This window comes from Nonomuraea sp. NPDC049141, from assembly GCF_040648415.1.
GTDB lineage: Bacteria > Actinomycetota > Actinomycetes > Streptosporangiales > Streptosporangiaceae > Nonomuraea.
In genome coordinates this window covers 97,582-112,160 of sequence record NZ_JBEZDR010000028.1, presented here as the reverse complement: position 1 = coordinate 112,160, position 14,579 = coordinate 97,582, and the positions used below count along the sequence as shown (strand labels likewise).

The following is a 14,579-nucleotide window of genomic DNA, read 5'->3' as shown; positions in this document are numbered from 1 at the left end:
CAGGGAGTGAGCTGAAATGATCTTGCTGGGTCTGGTCCTGGTCCTGCTCGCTGGTGGCGCCATCGCCCTGGTCGCTTCTGAAGAGACCGCCAGGTACATTCTGTTCGGCTATACGTTCGAATTCGATTCCCTCGGCATGTTCATCGCCGGTGCCGTGACCGCGGCGGTTCTGCTGCTGGGCATCGCGATGATCAGCTCCGGCTCCCGCCGGACGGCCACCCGCCGCCGCCAGGCGCGCGTGGCGCGGGCCGAGGCCTCCAGCCGGGTGGCCCGGCTGGAGGAAGAGAAGCGCGAGCTGCAGCGGAAGCTGGAGCACGAGCACGAGACTCAGCCCGAGCCCCAGTCCGAGCCGGCCGACCGCCTCGTGGCCGGCGGCGTCGAGGACCCCAGGCGGCGGTAACGGCAGCGCATCTGAGTGCGGCCGGCGCGAGGGTGCCAGGGGTCCTCGCGTCGGCCGACGCCAGAAATCCCGATAAAAGTGGGTGTACTGTGCGAGGCGATCTCATCATGCCTCCGGAGGTCGCATGCCCCCCACGCGTGGCCGTCCCATCGCCATCAAGCTCCTCGTCCTGCTGATCGTCCCGCTCACGTCACTGGTCGGCCTGTGGGCGTTCGCGGCCACCCTGACCGGCGGCGACGGCCTGCGCCTGCTGGCGATCAACGAACTGGTGACGAACCTGGCCGACCCGTCCGAGCAGATCAACGTCGAGCTCCAGAGCGAGCGGCTGGCCTCCATCGAGTTCCTGGTGACCAGGCGCGGCGCCGATCAGCTCGCCAAGCAGCGCATCCGGACCGACGAGGCCGTCGCGGACTTCCGCGGGCGGGCCGGCGAGCAGGACGTCTCGTCCGGGATGGCCAACCAGCTCAGAGCCCTGTACGACCGGCTCGACCAGCTACCCGGGATCCGGCGCCAGGTCGACGGCGCGAGCCCCACCCCGCTCGACGTGATCGACGGCTACAGCGAGATCGCCGACGCCTCCTTCCGCATGTACGACGCCATGATCCTCATGCCCGACATGGCGCTCTACCGGCAGGCGCGGGCGGTCACCATGCTCGGCGAGGCCAAGGACCTGCTGTCCAGAGAGCGGGCGCTCATCATCGTGCTCCTGGCCAGGGGCAAGGTGAGCACCCTTGAGCGCCGGGAGTTCACCGGCATGGTCGCCACCAGGCGGCTCCTCTACACCCAGGCGCTGTCCCACCTCGACCCCGGGTTGCGCGGGCCGTACGAGCAGCTGATCTCCTCGCCCGCCTACCGCGAGTTCCTTGAGGCGGAGGACGCCATCACGGGCCAGGCCACCAAGAACGGCCTGCCCGCCACGGCGGCCACCTGGCCCATCGACGCGAGCAACGTGTGGACGGTCGTCGAGCGCGACCAGCTGCAGGCCGTACGGGGGATCACGCAGCGCGTCACACCCGCGGCCGTCAACGTGCTGATCAAGATCGGCGTGGCGGGCGGCGTCGGCCTGATCGCCGTACTCGCCTCCGTCCTGCTCTCGCTCCGCTTCCGCGGCCGCCTGGTCCGCGAGCTCGCCGGGCTCCGCGACGCCGCCACCGAGCTGGCGGAGGTACGGCTGGTGGCGCTGGTCAAGCGGCTGCGCACGGACGTCGGCCCGCCGACGCCCGACGAGCTGCCCACGCTGGAGGTGAAGGCGGAGACCAGCGAGGTGCATGACATCGTGCAGGCGTTCAACAACGTGCAGTCCACCGCCGTGGCGACCGCGCTGAGCCAGGCCAGGCTGCGGCACGGCGTCAGCCAGGTCTTCGTCAACCTGGCCAGGCGCAACCAGACCCTGCTGCACCGTCAGCTGCTGCAGCTCGACAGCATGGAACGCGGCGCGGAGGAGCCCGAGACGCTCGAAGACCTGTTCAAGCTCGACCACCTCACGACCCGCATGCGCCGGCACGCCGAGAGCCTCATCATCCTGTCCGACCAGGCGCCGGGGCGCGGCTGGCGCAACCCCGTGCCGATCCACGACGTGCTGCGCGCGGCGGTGGCCGAGGTCGAGGAGTACCCGCGGGTCGAGGTACTGCAGCCGCCGCCCGTCTCCCTGGTCGGCCAGGCGGTCACCGACGTCGCTCACCTGATGGCCGAGCTGATCGAGAACGCCACCCTCTTCTCGCCGCCGCAGACCCGGGTGGACCTGCGGACGACGATCACCCCGCACGGGGTGAACGTCGAGATCGAGGACCGCGGTCTCGGCCTGACCAGGGAGGAGCTCGACGAGCTCAACACGCGGCTGGCCGAGATGCCGGAGTTCGACCTGGCGCAGAGCGATCGGCTGGGGCTGTTCGTGGTGGCCAGGCTGGCCGCCAGGAACGGGATCAAGGTCGCGCTCGGCGCCTCGCCGTACGGGGGGCTGACCGCGATCGTCAGCCTCCCCGCCGACCTGCTGGCCGACCTGCCGGTCCCTGCCTGAGGCGAGACGCTCAGAGCTCCAGGAACGGGTCGCTGAAGTGCGCGGTGGCGAGCACCGCGCGCTCGGCCCGCAGCCCGCCGAGCACCTCGGCACGCGTGGCGGCCGCCTTCACGGGGTCGTCGTCGTAGAGGTAGTGAACGCTCGGATCGGCGAGCTGCGCCGGATGCAGCACCAGGTCGCCGGTCATCGCCAGCTCGCCCAGCCGGACGATCTGGTGACCAGGGGTGTGCCCCGCCGCCAGATGGACGTGCACGCCCGGCGCGACCTCGGCATCGCCGTCGACGACCTGTAGCTGCCCCTTGATCGGGGTGAGGATCTGATCGAGCATCGCGCCCTGGGCCGCGTCGGCCTCGGCCTGCTGCAGAACGTACCTGGCGTTCTCGAACAGCGGGCGGCCGTCCACGACCGCGCCACTGGCGTGGTCGCTGTGCAGGTGGGTGAGGATCACGGTGCCGATCTCGGCCGGATCCACTCCGGCGGCCGCCAGCTCACCGGGCAGAGTTCCCGGCACCGGCGCCCAGCTCGACGCCGGTGAGTCCGTGCCACCGATGCCGGTGTCGACGAGCGTGACCCGGCCCGCCGGGTCACGCAGCAGATAGCAGTGAAAGTGCAGGATCCACGGCCCGTCCGCGAGCCCTCCCCCCGGGAACATCTCGGTGAGCGGGCGGCGGATCGTCGGTCCCATGGGACCCACGGCGTCGCAGAGAGGCGTCACCTCGACGCCGGAGATCGTACGCGGCTTGTGCGGCATTCGCCCAGACTAGGCGGCCACGCGCTGGCGCGGAACGTACTCGTTCTCGAGGTCCGCGGCGTAGACGGCGCGGCAGCAGTGCGCGCACCGGTACATGATCGGGCCCTCGTCGAGCTCGTTGTCACACCGCGGGCAAAGGGTGCTGGTCTTCATCATCGTGATCCCCCAAGGAGTCGTGTCTCTATGAAAGCCTCATCGGATTGCAGTGGCCCTGCATCCCGCTTGACAGGATGCCGGTGCGTTGATGGGCGATCTATGTCGTCGTGCACACCAGCTGCGGTAATTCGCAGCACTCCGTGCCGAGAAGAACATTGTTACGTCGCGCTCCGCGCGCCGAGGCGGAAGACGCGAGAACCCCCCGGGAATAGCCCATGAGGGCTAGGTGTTGTATGGGCCGGAACGTGTGATACGTTGCCAGCGGCGTTGAGCTTCTTGCTCCGCCACTTCCCCCATCGCCCCGCCCGGATTCTCGGGCCAGGCTCATTCTTCACTCGCCGGTTTCTTCGGCGTTGCCCTCGAGGAGGGTTCATCATGTCTGTTCAAACCATTCCCAAACCGCGCGCCGCCGCGCCCACTCGACAGGTCACCGGCCTGCTCGACATCCGGGAGAAAGGCGCCTTCATTCGCGCGGGGCACCTGCCCGGCCCGGATGACACCCGCTTGCCGCCCGACCGGGTCAAGCAGTTCGGCCTGCGCCCCGGCGACCAGGTCGTCGCCACCGTCGCGGGTGGCAAGCTGATCGAGATCGAGTCCGTCAACGGCACCACCGAGTGGCGGCACCGTCCGCACTTCGCCGACCTGACGCCGATCCATCCCACCGAACGCCTCCGCATCGAGACGGAGTCGCTCAGCACTCGCGTCATCGACCTGTTCGCGCCCATCGGCAAGGGCCAGCGCGGGCTCATCGTGGCCCCGCCCAAGGCCGGCAAGACCATGGTCATGCAGGCGCTCGCGGCGGCCATCGCGCGTAACCACCCGGAGACGCACCTCATGGTCGTGCTCGTCGGGGAGCGCCCCGAAGAGGTCACGGAGATGCGCGCCTCCATCCAGGGCGAGGTCTTCTACTCCACCTTCGACCATCCCGACCGCGACCACACCGCGATCGCCGAGCTGGCCATCGAGCGCGCCAAGCGCCTCGTGGAGAACGGCCAGGACGTCGTGCTGCTGCTCGACTCGCTGACCCGGCTCGGGCGCGCGTACAACAACCTGGCCCCCAGCGGTGGCCGCGTGCTCACCGGTGGCATCGACGCCACGGCCCTCTATCCGCCGAAGCGCTTCTTCGGCTCCGCGCGAAACGTGGAGGGCGGCGGCTCCCTGACGATCCTGGCCACCGTGCTGGTCGACACCGGGTCGCGCATGGACAACAGCCTGTACGAGGAGTTCAAGGGCACCGGGAACATGGAGCTGCACCTGGCCCGTGACCTGGCCGAACGCCGCCTTTTCCCGGCCGTGGACCTGGGCATATCCGGGACCCGCCGCGAGGAGATCCTGCTACCGGCCGGTGAGCGGCAGGTGGTCTGGAAGCTCCGCCGGATGCTCACCGCACTGGACCGGCAGCAGGGACTGGAACTACTGGTCGGCAAGCTCCGCGAGACACCGTCCAACGCGGCCTTCCTGCTCCAGGCCAGCGCCTGACCCAGTGCCTGTGCCGGATCTTGCGTATATCGCCCGGCACCCATTCTTGTACGACATACACCTTCGGGCGTGACTCCACCGCCCACCCTCTCCTTTGTCAGCCCGTCCTACCGGTGGCGCGTCAAGTGCCCGGCGACCGTGAGAATGGGCGCATGCTGGCTGACATCGTCGAATACCTGGCCTGCCCGGTCTGTGCGCATGAGATGCGGTTGGCGGGTGACACGCTGCGCTGCGCCGAGGGCCACGCGTTCGACGTGGCCAAGCAGGGCTACGTGAGCCTGCTGGTCGGGTCGCGGACGCCGGGGACGGCTGACAGCGCGGCGATGGTGGCGGCACGGGCCGAGTTTCTGGGAGCCGGACACTACGCTCCGCTCGCCGACGCTCTCGCCGAGAGTGTTCGGTTGCGGATACAGAGCGCCAATGGCCGGGAAGGCGACGCTTTCCGTAGGGATAGGTTCTCAGCACTGCCGGACGCGGCGGCCGAGAAGGCGTACCGTAGTGCCGCAGTGGCTCGCGAGGCGAGGTCGGCGCGGCAGGAGGCCGGCCACGCGGAGGAGCCGGTGATCGTTGATGCCGGAGCCGGGACCGGTTACTACCTGGCGACGGTGCTGAGAGCGGTGGACCGTGGCATCGGGATGGCATTCGACGTGTCCAAACACGCTGTGCGGCGGGCGGCTCGGGCGCACCCGAGGGTGGGGGCCTTCGTGGCCGATGTGTGGCGGCCGTTGCCCATCAGGGACGGGGTGGCCGACATAGTGATCGACGTGTTCGCGCCCCGCAACGGCCCCGAGTTCCGCCGCATTCTGCGGCCCGGCGGCGTGGTGGTCGTCGTGACGCCCGCTCGGGCGCATCTGAGCCCGCTCGTCCAGGAGCTGGGGCTGCTCTCGGTTGACGAGGAGAAGGAACGGCGACTGGCCAGGAGCCTTGCGGGGTTCGAGGAGGCCGACCGGCGGATGGTCGAGTTCGACCTGGAGCTGGATCCCGGCGAGATCGCCGGGGTGGTGGGGATGGGGCCGAGCGCGTGGCACACTGAGGCGACCGAGCTGGCGAACCGGATTTCGAGCTATCTCTCTCGGGATACCGCGAAAAAGCGAGAAAAAGTGGTGGCTACGGCTGCGTTCCATCTGTCTATCTTCGAGGCGTCACCATGATCAAGGGCTGTTCCTTGACGGACATCTGGGACTCGTGTTAATGATGGGGCATTTAGTCCGAAATTCCCCCACATTCTCGGAGTATTTCCGCGAGACAGGCGCAATACTGGACGGCAACCCACGCCCAGAGGCGGGGTGAGAGAGGGAGGGGGGCGCGCCGGATGAAGGCCGAGGAACGCTGGCAGGCCAGGTTCCGGGCGTCACGCATGACGTTGCCGTCCTGGGCGCGGCTGGCCCCGAGCCGTTCCATCTATCGCTCCAACGCCACCGGCACCTGGGAGGTCTACGCCTGGGACCGCGCCAGCGGCGCCAACCGCCAGGTGACCGACAGACCGAAGGGCACCGCCCACGCCGCGATCGATCCCACCGGCCAATGGATCTACTGGTTCGCCGACACCGAGGGCGACGAGTTCGGCCTGTGGTGGCGCCAGCCGTTCACCGGCGGCGCCGACGAGCCGGTCGCCCACGACCTCGGCCCCGGCCAGCCGGGTGGCATCGCCCTGTCCACAGCGGGCGTCGCGGCGATCAGCCTGGCCAGTGAGGGTTCGTTCAGGATCCATCTGGTACGGCCCGGCGAGCCGTCCCGCCTGCTCTACGAGCACGCCGAGGCGGCCTGGGTAGCCGACATGTCCCTCGACGGCGCACTTATCGCGATAAATCATGCGGAGTACGGCGACTTCCGTCATCCGGCGCTCCGTGTCGTCCGCCCCAACGGCGAGGCCGTCGCCGAGCTCTACGACGGCCCCGACAAGGGCGTGATCGGCCTCAGGTTCGCCCCGGTGCCGGGCGACCGCCGCATGCTCGCCCTGCACGAGCGCCGCCAGCGCCAGGAGCCCCTGGTCTGGGACCCGGTGACCGGCGAGCAGCGCGAGATCTGGATGAAGGACTCCGGCGAGCTGACCGCGGACTGGTACGACGACGGCCGCGGCCTGCTGATCACCCGCGACAATCGCGCCCGCAGCTACCTGCACCGCTACGACCTCGCGGGCGGCGGCCTGACCCTGCTGGAGACGCCGCACGGCGTGATCGACGCGGCGGGCCCGCGCCCCGGCGGCAACGTCGAATACTCGTGGTCCAGCGCCTCCCGCCCGCCGGTGATCCGCTCCAGCAACGGCCAGGTCGTGCTCAACCCCAGCGGCCCCTCGGCGCCGCCGAGCGTCCCGGTCGAAGACCTCGACGTGCCCGGCCCCGGCGGCCGGATCCACGCGCTGGTCTCCCGGCCCGAGATCGGGGCCGCGCCCTACCCCACCGTGTTCCTGCTGCACGGCGGCCCGACGACGCACGACCGCGACGCCTTCTCCCCCGAGGTCGCGGCCTGGGTGGACGCCGGTTTCGCGGTGGTGCGGGTGAACTACCGAGGTTCGACCGGCTACGGCACGGCCTGGCGCGACGCGCTCCACAGCGACGTCGGCCACATCGAGCTGGCCGACGTCGCCGCCGTACGCGAGCACGTCGTCGAGCGCGGCATCGCCGACCCCACCAGGATGCTGCTGGCGGGCACCGCCTGGGGCGGCTACCTCACGCTGCTCGGCCTCGGCACCCAGCCCGAGCTGTGGACGGCCGGCATCGCGGCGGTGCCGATCGCCTGCCACCAGACCTCCTACGAGGACGAGGCCGAGAGCCTGCGCGCCTACCACCGTGCGCTGCTGGGCGGCTCGCCCGACGAGCAGCCCGAGCGCTACGCCGCCAGCTCCCCCATCACCTACGTGGACCGGGTGGAGAGCCCGGTGCTGATCCTGGCCGGCGAGAACGACAGCCGGTGCCCGCTACGGCAGATAGAGAAGTACGTGGCGAAACTGGCCGAGCATGGCCGGGAGCACGAGGTGTACGCCTACGACGCGATCCGCGGTTCCCTGGTCATGTCCGAACGGATCGCGCAAATAGCACTACAGCTTGAATTCGCCCGCAAGCACGTAAACCCGCTCTGATAATCGACTACTTGCAAAGTCACTTAGTCAACATCGGGAAATAGGTTCAGCGGGCCCGGAGGACGACGATCGCCAGGTCGTCCGCGCTCGGCTCCGTGGCGAAGTCGGCCGCCCCCCTGCGGATCCGCTCCGCCACGGCGCGGGCCGACAGCCCGGCGCACTCGGCGAGCAGCTTGGCCAGACCGCCGTCGTCGTCGAGCAGCCGCCCGCCCGAGCGCCGCTCCGTCACCCCGTCGGTGACCGCTAGCAGCACGTCACCGTGGTCGAGATGCAGCGTGTCGGCCTCGAACACCACCTCGTGGAAGACGCCGAGCAGCGACTGCGGGGTCGTCACCGTCTCGACCACGCCGCTCGGCTTCAGCCGCAGCGCCTCCGGATGGCCGGCCGACACGAGGCGTATCTCCAAGCCGGTCGCCACCGGCGTGATGTCGCCGTGCAGCAGGGTGAGGAACCTGGCCCGTTCGCCCTCCTCCAGGATCGCCTGGTTGAGCCGGCCGAGCACGGCCGCCACTCCGTAGCCCTCGCGGGCGAGCAGGCGCAGGGTGTGGCGGGCGAGGCCCGTCACGGCGGCGGCCTCCGGGCCGGTGCCGCACACGTCGCCGATCGCGAACCGCCACGAGTCGTCGCCGGCCTTGAACAGGTCGTAGAAGTCGCCGCCGACCTCGTTGGCCTCGCCGGCCGGCTCGTAGACGACGCCGTAGTCGAGGCCGGGCACCTCGGGCTCGTTCGGCGGCAGCAGGCTGCGCTGGAGCGCCCGGTTGGCCGCGGCCTGCTGCGCGTAGACGCGGGCGTTGTCGGTGGCCAGCGCCGCCCGCCGGCCGATGTCCTCGGCGAACTGGATGACCTCGTCGGTGAAGCGGTCGGGCCGGCCCAGGCACATCATGCCCAGGCCCCGGCCGCGCGCGGTCAGGGGGACCGCGAGCACCTGCGAGTCGGCCAGGTGGATGGTGGAGGTGACCCGGGCGTCGGCGATCATCGCATCCATGTCGCCGAGTTGCTCGCGCAGCCCGTCGATCCTGGCCTCGTCGGCGTGCCAGAGGTAGACCAGCCGCAGCGGACCGACAGCGGTGTCAGAGGTGTAGACGGCGCACCAGCTCGCCAGCCGCGGCACCACGATCTGGGCGATGATGGCGGGCACCATGTCGGGGTCGAGAGTGCCCGCGAGCAGGTCACTGGCGTCGGCCAGGAACCCCAGCCAATGCGGCCCCCTGGCGCTCTCCTCCAGCCACTCGGATGACACTTTGTCCGTAGAGCCGGGTAGCGTGAGTCTTGCCCAATGGACACGAGACTCGCCCGCGAAGGTGATGCCCCACTCCTCTACCCCCACGGACGGAGCCTTCGGGTCGCCGTGTGAGCTGCTCCGCTGTCTCAACTCGACCTGCACGGCATCGCCGAAGTGCTTCCAGATGACTTCGAACGGCTCGTCTATCGCCTGTTCGGCCAGGTCAGCGGCGACCTGCTCGGCCACATGCAGCACACTGCCGACTGCCCACGCGGTCAGGACCTCACGGGTGAACCTCATCGCAGCCGTCACAGCGGTGTCGCCGGGCGCGAACGTGGCGGCCAACACCGCATGGGGAGTACCAGTCATCGCAACGTGCCTACCACACTTCCTGGTGGCTTGGGGTAAATCCAAGGGACGGGACTAGGAGCTACTCATCGTGACAGACTTGTACCTACTCGCGGTGGCACCCCGGGAGTGAAGGAGGTCCCATGACAACGGCCAAGGCCGCATTGAGCTCTGAGGAGAGGACTTACACCGAGTCGGATCTCGTCCCGATCCTAGAGACCCTGTTCTCCTGGCGAGACGGCGATTTCCGCCGCCGGGTCCCCCATGCCCCGGCCGGCATCCTCAGTGAGGTGCGGTTGCTGCTCAACGAAGTGGCCGACCGTCGCGAACACCTCGCCAATGAGTTGGTGCGCGTACGCAAGGAAGTTGTCAAGGAGGGCCGGTTCGGCGAGCGACTGACGCCGGGGCCGGGGGTCGGCGCCTGGGCGGAGAGCGTCGAGTCGGTCAACATGTTGATCGACGCCCTGGTGAGCCCGGTGAGCGGCGCCGCAGACGTGATCGACGCGGTGGCCAAGGGCGACCTGTCGCGGCGGATCGATCTCGACCGCTCGGCCCGCGGCGAGGTACGCCGTCTGGGCAAGGCGATCAACGGCATGGTCGACCAGCTCGCGCTGTTCAACTCCGAGGTCACCAGGGTGGCCCGGGAGGCCGGCACCGAGGGCCGGCTGGGCGGCGGCGCCAACCTGCGCGGCATGTCCGGTAGCTGGCGCGACCTCACCGAGGCCGTCAACACGATGTCCTCCCGCGTGGCCGCGCAGGTGCGTGACATCGCGGTCGTGACCACCGCCGTGGCCAAGGGCGACCTGAGCCGCAAGGTGACGGTCGACGCCGTGGGCGAGATGTTCGAGCTGAAGAACACCGTCAACACGATGGTGGACCAGCTCTCCGGCTTCGCCGAGGAGGTCACCCGAGTCGCCCGCGAGGTCGGCACCGAAGGCCAGCTCGGCGGCCAGGCCCAGGTGACGGGCGTCTCCGGGGTCTGGAAGGACCTGACCGACAACGTCAACTTCATGGCCAACAACCTCACCAGCCAGGTACGCAGCATCGCGACCGTGGCGACGGCGGTGGCCCAGGGCAACCTGTCGAAGAAGATCACCGTCGACGCCGAGGGCGAGATCCTCCAGCTCAAGGACACCCTCAACACGATGGTCGACCAGCTCTCGTCCTTCGCCGACGAGGTGACCCGCGTGGCCCGCGAGGTCGGCACCGAGGGCAAGCTGGGCGGGCGCGCCGAGGTGAAGGGCGTGTCGGGCGTCTGGAAGGACCTCACCGACAACGTCAACTCCATGGCGTACAACCTCACCTACCAGGTACGCAACATCGCCCAGGTGACGACGGCCGTGGCCAACGGCGACCTCACCCGCAAGATCGACGTGGACGCCCAGGGCGAGATCCTGGAGCTCAAGTCCACCATGAACACGATGGTCGAGCAGCTGTCGTCGTTCGCCTCCGAAGTGACCCGGGTGGCCCGCGAGGTGGGCACCGAGGGACAGCTGGGCGGCCAGGCACAGGTACGCGGCGTCTCCGGGGTCTGGAAGGACCTCACCGAGAACGTCAACTCGATGGCCAACAACCTGACCTCCCAGGTGCGCCAGATCGCGGCGGTCTCGTCCGCGGTGGCCCAGGGCAACCTGTCGAGGAAGATCACCGTCGACGCCCAGGGGGAGATCCTCCAGCTCAAGGACACCCTCAACACCATGGTCGACCAGCTCTCGTCCTTCGCCGACGAGGTGACCCGCGTGGCCCGCGAGGTCGGCACGCAGGGCCAGCTCGGCGGCCAGGCACGGGTGCAGGGCGTGTCGGGCGTCTGGAAGGACCTCACCGACAACGTCAACTTCATGGCCAACAACCTGACGTACCAGGTGCGCAACATCGCCGAGGTGACCACCGCGGTCGCCAACGGCGACCTCACCCGCAAGATCGACGTGGACGCCCAGGGCGAGATCCTGGCACTCAAGACGACCATCAACCGGATGGTCGACCAGTTGTCGTCGTTCGCCTCCGAAGTGACCCGAGTCGCCCGCGAAGTGGGCTCGGAAGGCCGGCTGGGCGGCCAGGCGCGGGTCGAGGGCGTGGAGGGCACCTGGAAGCGGCTCACCGAGAGCGTCAACGAGCTGGCCGGCAACCTCACCACCCAGGTACGCGCGATCGCCACCGTGACCAGCGCCGTGGCCAGGGGCGACCTGACCCGCTCGATCGCCGTCGAGGCGCAGGGCGAGCTGGCGGAGCTCAAGGACAACATCAACTCGATGGTGGCCAACCTCCGCGAGACCACCCAGGCCAACCAGGAACAGGACTGGCTCAAGTCCAACCTGGCCCGCATCTCCCGGCTCATGCAGGGCCACCGCGACCTGTTCGAGGTGGCCAAGCTGACGATGAGCGAGCTGACACCGCTGGTGTCGGCCCGCTATGGCGCCTTCTACGGCGTCGATCCCGAGGGCGAGCACGAGCTGCTGCTGATCGGCGGCTACGGCGTACGCCCCGACCGCGGCCCGCGTCAGCGCTTCGCGGTCGGCGAGGGCATCGTCGGCCAGGCCGCGGCCCAGGGCCGGCACATCGTCCTCGACGACGTGCCGCCGCGGTTCATCACCATCGACAGCGGCCTCAGCCAGTCGACGCCCGCGCAGATCGTCGTACTCCCGATCCTGTTCGAGAACCGCGTCCTGGGCGTGCTGGAGTTGGCCTCGTTCACCCCGTTCGGCGAGGTGCATCTCGACTTCCTGACCCAGCTCGTCGAGACCATCGGCGTCACGATGAACACCATCATCGCCAACTCGCGCACCGAGGACCTGCTGACGGAGTCGCAGCGACTCACCCGCGAGCTGCAGGAACGCTCTGACGAGCTGCAGCGCCAGCAGGAGGAGCTGCGCAGGTCCAACGCGGAGCTGGAGGACAAGGCGGCGCTGCTGGCCAAGCAGAACCGCGCCATCGAGATCCAGAACTTCCAGATCGAGCAGGCCCGCCGCACGCTGGAGGAGCGCGCCGAGCAGCTGGCCGTGTCCTCGCGCTACAAGTCCGAGTTCCTCGCGAACATGTCCCACGAGCTGCGCACACCGCTCAACAGCCTGCTCGTGCTGGCCAAGCTGCTGACCGAGAACGCCGAGGGCAACCTGACCTCGCAGCAGGTCGAGTTCGCCAGGACGATCCACGGCGCGGGGTCGGCGCTGCTCCAGCTGATCAACGACATGCTCGACCTGTCCAAGGTCGAGGCGGGCCGGATGGACATCCATCCGATCCAGGTGTCTCTGCCGAAGATGGTCGATCTCCTGGAGGCGGCGTTCGCGCCGCTCGCCCAGGACAAGGGGCTGGCCTTCGCGGTCGAGGTGGACAACGACGTGCCGCAGGAGCTGCGCGCCGACGAGCAGCGGCTGCAGCAGGTGCTGCGCAACCTGCTGTCCAACGCGGTGAAGTTCACGCCGAAGGGCGAGGTCAAGCTGCGGGTCACGCCCGTGCCCGCCGGGGTCGAGTTCGACGACGACACCCTGCACGGCGCCCACGACCTGCTGGCCTTCCAGGTGATCGACACCGGCATCGGCATCGCGCCCGACAAGCGCGAGGTCATCTTCGAGGCGTTCAGGCAGGCAGACGGCACCACCAGCCGTAAGTACGGCGGCACCGGGCTGGGCCTGTCGATCTGCCGCAAGATCGCCCTGCTGCTCGGCGGTGAGATCCACGTCGACAGCGAGCTGGGCAAGGGGAGCACGTTCACCCTCTACCTGCCTGCCTCCTACACGGGCCCGCTCGCGGAGGTCGAGAGCGGCATCGAGCGCAGGCAACTGCTCTCCGTGCCGGTCGAGGAGCCGACGGCCGCGCTGCACGAGCCGCCGATCCCGCTCGACCTGCCGCTGCCCGAGCTGATCGAACCGCCCGCCGAGACCAGCCAGTGGCACGGCGACGACCCGCTCAACGGCGCGAAGATCCTCATTGTCGACGACGACATCCGTAACGTGTTCGCCCTGACCAGCGTTCTCGAACGGCACGGCTCCACCGTCGTCTACGCTGAAAACGGCCGCGAAGGAATCGAGCAGCTCGAACGGAACGAGGACGTCGCTCTCGTGCTGATGGACATCATGATGCCGGAGATGGATGGCTGGGCCACCACTTCGGCCATCAGGCGCATGCCCCAGTTCGCCGATCTCCCGATCATCGCGCTGACCGCCAAGGTCATGCGGGGCGATCGCGAGAAGAGCATCGCCTCGGGTGCCTCCGACTACGTGCCCAAGCCCGTCGACGTCGACCGGCTGCTCGAACGCCTGCGCGGCTGGCTCGGCCGAGGGCGATCCACTGGCGAGTCATCAGCCGAAGGGGCGTGATCGATGCCTGATCGTGCCAAGATCCTCCTGGTCGACGACCGCGAGGAGAATCTGATCGCCCTTGAGGCCATCCTCAGCTCGCTCGACCTGGTGCCCGTACGCGCCAGGTCCGGCGAGGAGGCGCTCAAAGCGCTGCTCAACACCGAGTTCGCGCTCATCCTGCTCGACGTACGGATGCCGGGCATGGATGGGTTCGAGACCGCCGCCCACATCAAGCGGCGGGAGCGGACCAGGAACATCCCGATCATCTTCCTCACCGTGGTCGACAGCGCGCCCGACTACGCCTTCCGCGGCTACGCGGCGGGCGCCGTCGACTACCTGACCAAGCCGTTCGACCCGTGGGTGCTGCGGGCCAAGGTGTCGGTCTTCTCCGAGCTGTACAACATGAACAAGCGGCTGGCCGAGCAGGCTTCGATGCTGCGCGAGCGGCTGACCGCCGAGCTGCCGCCGGGCGCGGGCGACCAGTCGGCGATCCTGCCCGAGCTGTCCCGGCGGCTGACGGCGGCGGAGGACGAGCTGGCCAGGGTACGGGAGTTGGCGCGCAAGTCGCCGGACCCGGGGGTGGCGGCCCCGCTCTCCGACCTCGCCGACCGGCTCGCCCACCTCCGCGCCGGTTTCGACGCCCTGTCGTGAATTCGCCCCACGGCCGGTCAACAGGTTGTGGATAAGAGGGCGCTCCGGATGTGGCGGTCGTCGCCGGGGCGCGCCCTGCCGTCCGTACCGGAGCGCTGAGGCGGGCTGTCCGTGTACGAGGCGTCTCAGGCCGGCGGCGCGGGCGCCAAGTCGTCCGTACGAGGCGCGGAGACCAGTACGG

10 protein-coding genes are annotated in these 14,579 nt (G+C 69.2%); 7 read left to right on the top strand and 3 right to left on the bottom strand.

Annotated features, from left to right (window positions below; translation table 11 throughout):
* Positions 1 to 16: 16 nt before the first annotated feature.
* A complete protein-coding gene (locus AB0B91_RS53995) occupies positions 17 to 400 on the top strand; it encodes a hypothetical protein (protein ID WP_358339208.1) in 384 nt (127 codons plus the stop codon).
* A 124-nt stretch (positions 401 to 524) separates the two neighbouring features.
* Complete coding sequence (locus tag AB0B91_RS53990; RefSeq protein WP_358339205.1) at positions 525 to 2,417, top strand: nitrate- and nitrite sensing domain-containing protein; 1,893 nt, start codon at positions 525 to 527, stop codon at positions 2,415 to 2,417.
* Positions 2,418 to 2,427: 10 nt separating this feature from the next.
* Here AB0B91_RS53990 and AB0B91_RS53985 read toward each other — a convergent pair whose 3' ends face one another.
* Together AB0B91_RS53985 and AB0B91_RS53980 are read right to left on the bottom strand one after the other, a co-directional pair.
* Complete coding sequence (locus AB0B91_RS53985; RefSeq protein WP_358339203.1) at positions 2,428 to 3,168, bottom strand: MBL fold metallo-hydrolase; 741 nt, start codon at positions 3,166 to 3,168, stop codon at positions 2,428 to 2,430.
* 9 nt (positions 3,169 to 3,177) lie between these two features.
* Complete coding sequence (locus tag AB0B91_RS53980; protein WP_358339200.1) at positions 3,178 to 3,324, bottom strand: hypothetical protein; 147 nt, start codon at positions 3,322 to 3,324, stop codon at positions 3,178 to 3,180.
* Between the two features lie 375 nt (positions 3,325 to 3,699).
* On the opposite strand from AB0B91_RS53980, the gene rho reads away from it, so the two are divergent.
* From rho to AB0B91_RS53965, 3 genes are all read left to right on the top strand, one after another.
* The gene (gene rho, locus AB0B91_RS53975; protein WP_358339197.1) at positions 3,700 to 4,803 is read left to right on the top strand and encodes a transcription termination factor Rho; all 1,104 of its coding nucleotides are present in this window, start codon (positions 3,700 to 3,702) and stop codon (positions 4,801 to 4,803) included.
* Between the two features lie 152 nt (positions 4,804 to 4,955).
* On the top strand, positions 4,956 to 5,954 hold the full coding sequence (locus AB0B91_RS53970) for a putative RNA methyltransferase (protein ID WP_358339194.1): 999 nt from the start codon (positions 4,956 to 4,958) through the stop codon (positions 5,952 to 5,954).
* Positions 5,955 to 6,115: 161 nt separating this feature from the next.
* The gene (locus AB0B91_RS53965) at positions 6,116 to 7,882 is read left to right on the top strand and encodes a prolyl oligopeptidase family serine peptidase (RefSeq protein WP_358339191.1); all 1,767 of its coding nucleotides are present in this window, start codon (positions 6,116 to 6,118) and stop codon (positions 7,880 to 7,882) included.
* Between the two features lie 46 nt (positions 7,883 to 7,928).
* On the opposite strand, the gene AB0B91_RS53960 is transcribed toward AB0B91_RS53965, so the two are convergent.
* The gene (locus AB0B91_RS53960) at positions 7,929 to 9,473 is read right to left on the bottom strand and encodes a GAF domain-containing SpoIIE family protein phosphatase (protein WP_358339188.1); all 1,545 of its coding nucleotides are present in this window, start codon (positions 9,471 to 9,473) and stop codon (positions 7,929 to 7,931) included.
* Positions 9,474 to 9,595: 122 nt separating this feature from the next.
* On the opposite strand from AB0B91_RS53960, the gene AB0B91_RS53955 reads away from it, so the two are divergent.
* Together AB0B91_RS53955 and AB0B91_RS53950 are read left to right on the top strand one after the other, a co-directional pair.
* A complete protein-coding gene (locus tag AB0B91_RS53955) occupies positions 9,596 to 13,765 on the top strand; it encodes a HAMP domain-containing protein (RefSeq protein ID WP_358339185.1) in 4,170 nt (1,389 codons plus the stop codon).
* Between the two features lie 3 nt (positions 13,766 to 13,768).
* On the top strand, positions 13,769 to 14,398 hold the full coding sequence (locus AB0B91_RS53950; protein ID WP_358339183.1) for a response regulator: 630 nt from the start codon (positions 13,769 to 13,771) through the stop codon (positions 14,396 to 14,398).
* Positions 14,399 to 14,579: the final 181 nt, after the last annotated feature.

Bases quoted from the DNA above. Each gene is read 5' to 3' on its own strand.
- AB0B91_RS53970 (WP_358339194.1), top strand. From the start codon at position 4,956: ATGCTGGCTGACATCGTCGAATACCTGGCCTGCCCGGTCTGTGCGCAT.
- rho (WP_358339197.1), top strand. From the start codon at position 3,700: ATGTCTGTTCAAACCATTCCCAAACCGCGCGCCGCCGCGCCCACTCGA.
- AB0B91_RS53950 (WP_358339183.1), top strand. From the start codon at position 13,769: ATGCCTGATCGTGCCAAGATCCTCCTGGTCGACGACCGCGAGGAGAAT.
- AB0B91_RS53955 (WP_358339185.1), top strand. From the start codon at position 9,596: ATGACAACGGCCAAGGCCGCATTGAGCTCTGAGGAGAGGACTTACACC.
- AB0B91_RS53990 (WP_358339205.1), top strand. From the start codon at position 525: ATGCCCCCCACGCGTGGCCGTCCCATCGCCATCAAGCTCCTCGTCCTG.
- AB0B91_RS53965 (WP_358339191.1), top strand. From the start codon at position 6,116: ATGAAGGCCGAGGAACGCTGGCAGGCCAGGTTCCGGGCGTCACGCATG.
- AB0B91_RS53985 (WP_358339203.1), bottom strand. From the start codon at position 3,168: ATGCCGCACAAGCCGCGTACGATCTCCGGCGTCGAGGTGACGCCTCTC.
- AB0B91_RS53960 (WP_358339188.1), bottom strand. From the start codon at position 9,473: ATGACTGGTACTCCCCATGCGGTGTTGGCCGCCACGTTCGCGCCCGGC.
- AB0B91_RS53980 (WP_358339200.1), bottom strand. From the start codon at position 3,324: ATGATGAAGACCAGCACCCTTTGCCCGCGGTGTGACAACGAGCTCGAC.
- AB0B91_RS53995 (WP_358339208.1), top strand. From the start codon at position 17: ATGATCTTGCTGGGTCTGGTCCTGGTCCTGCTCGCTGGTGGCGCCATC.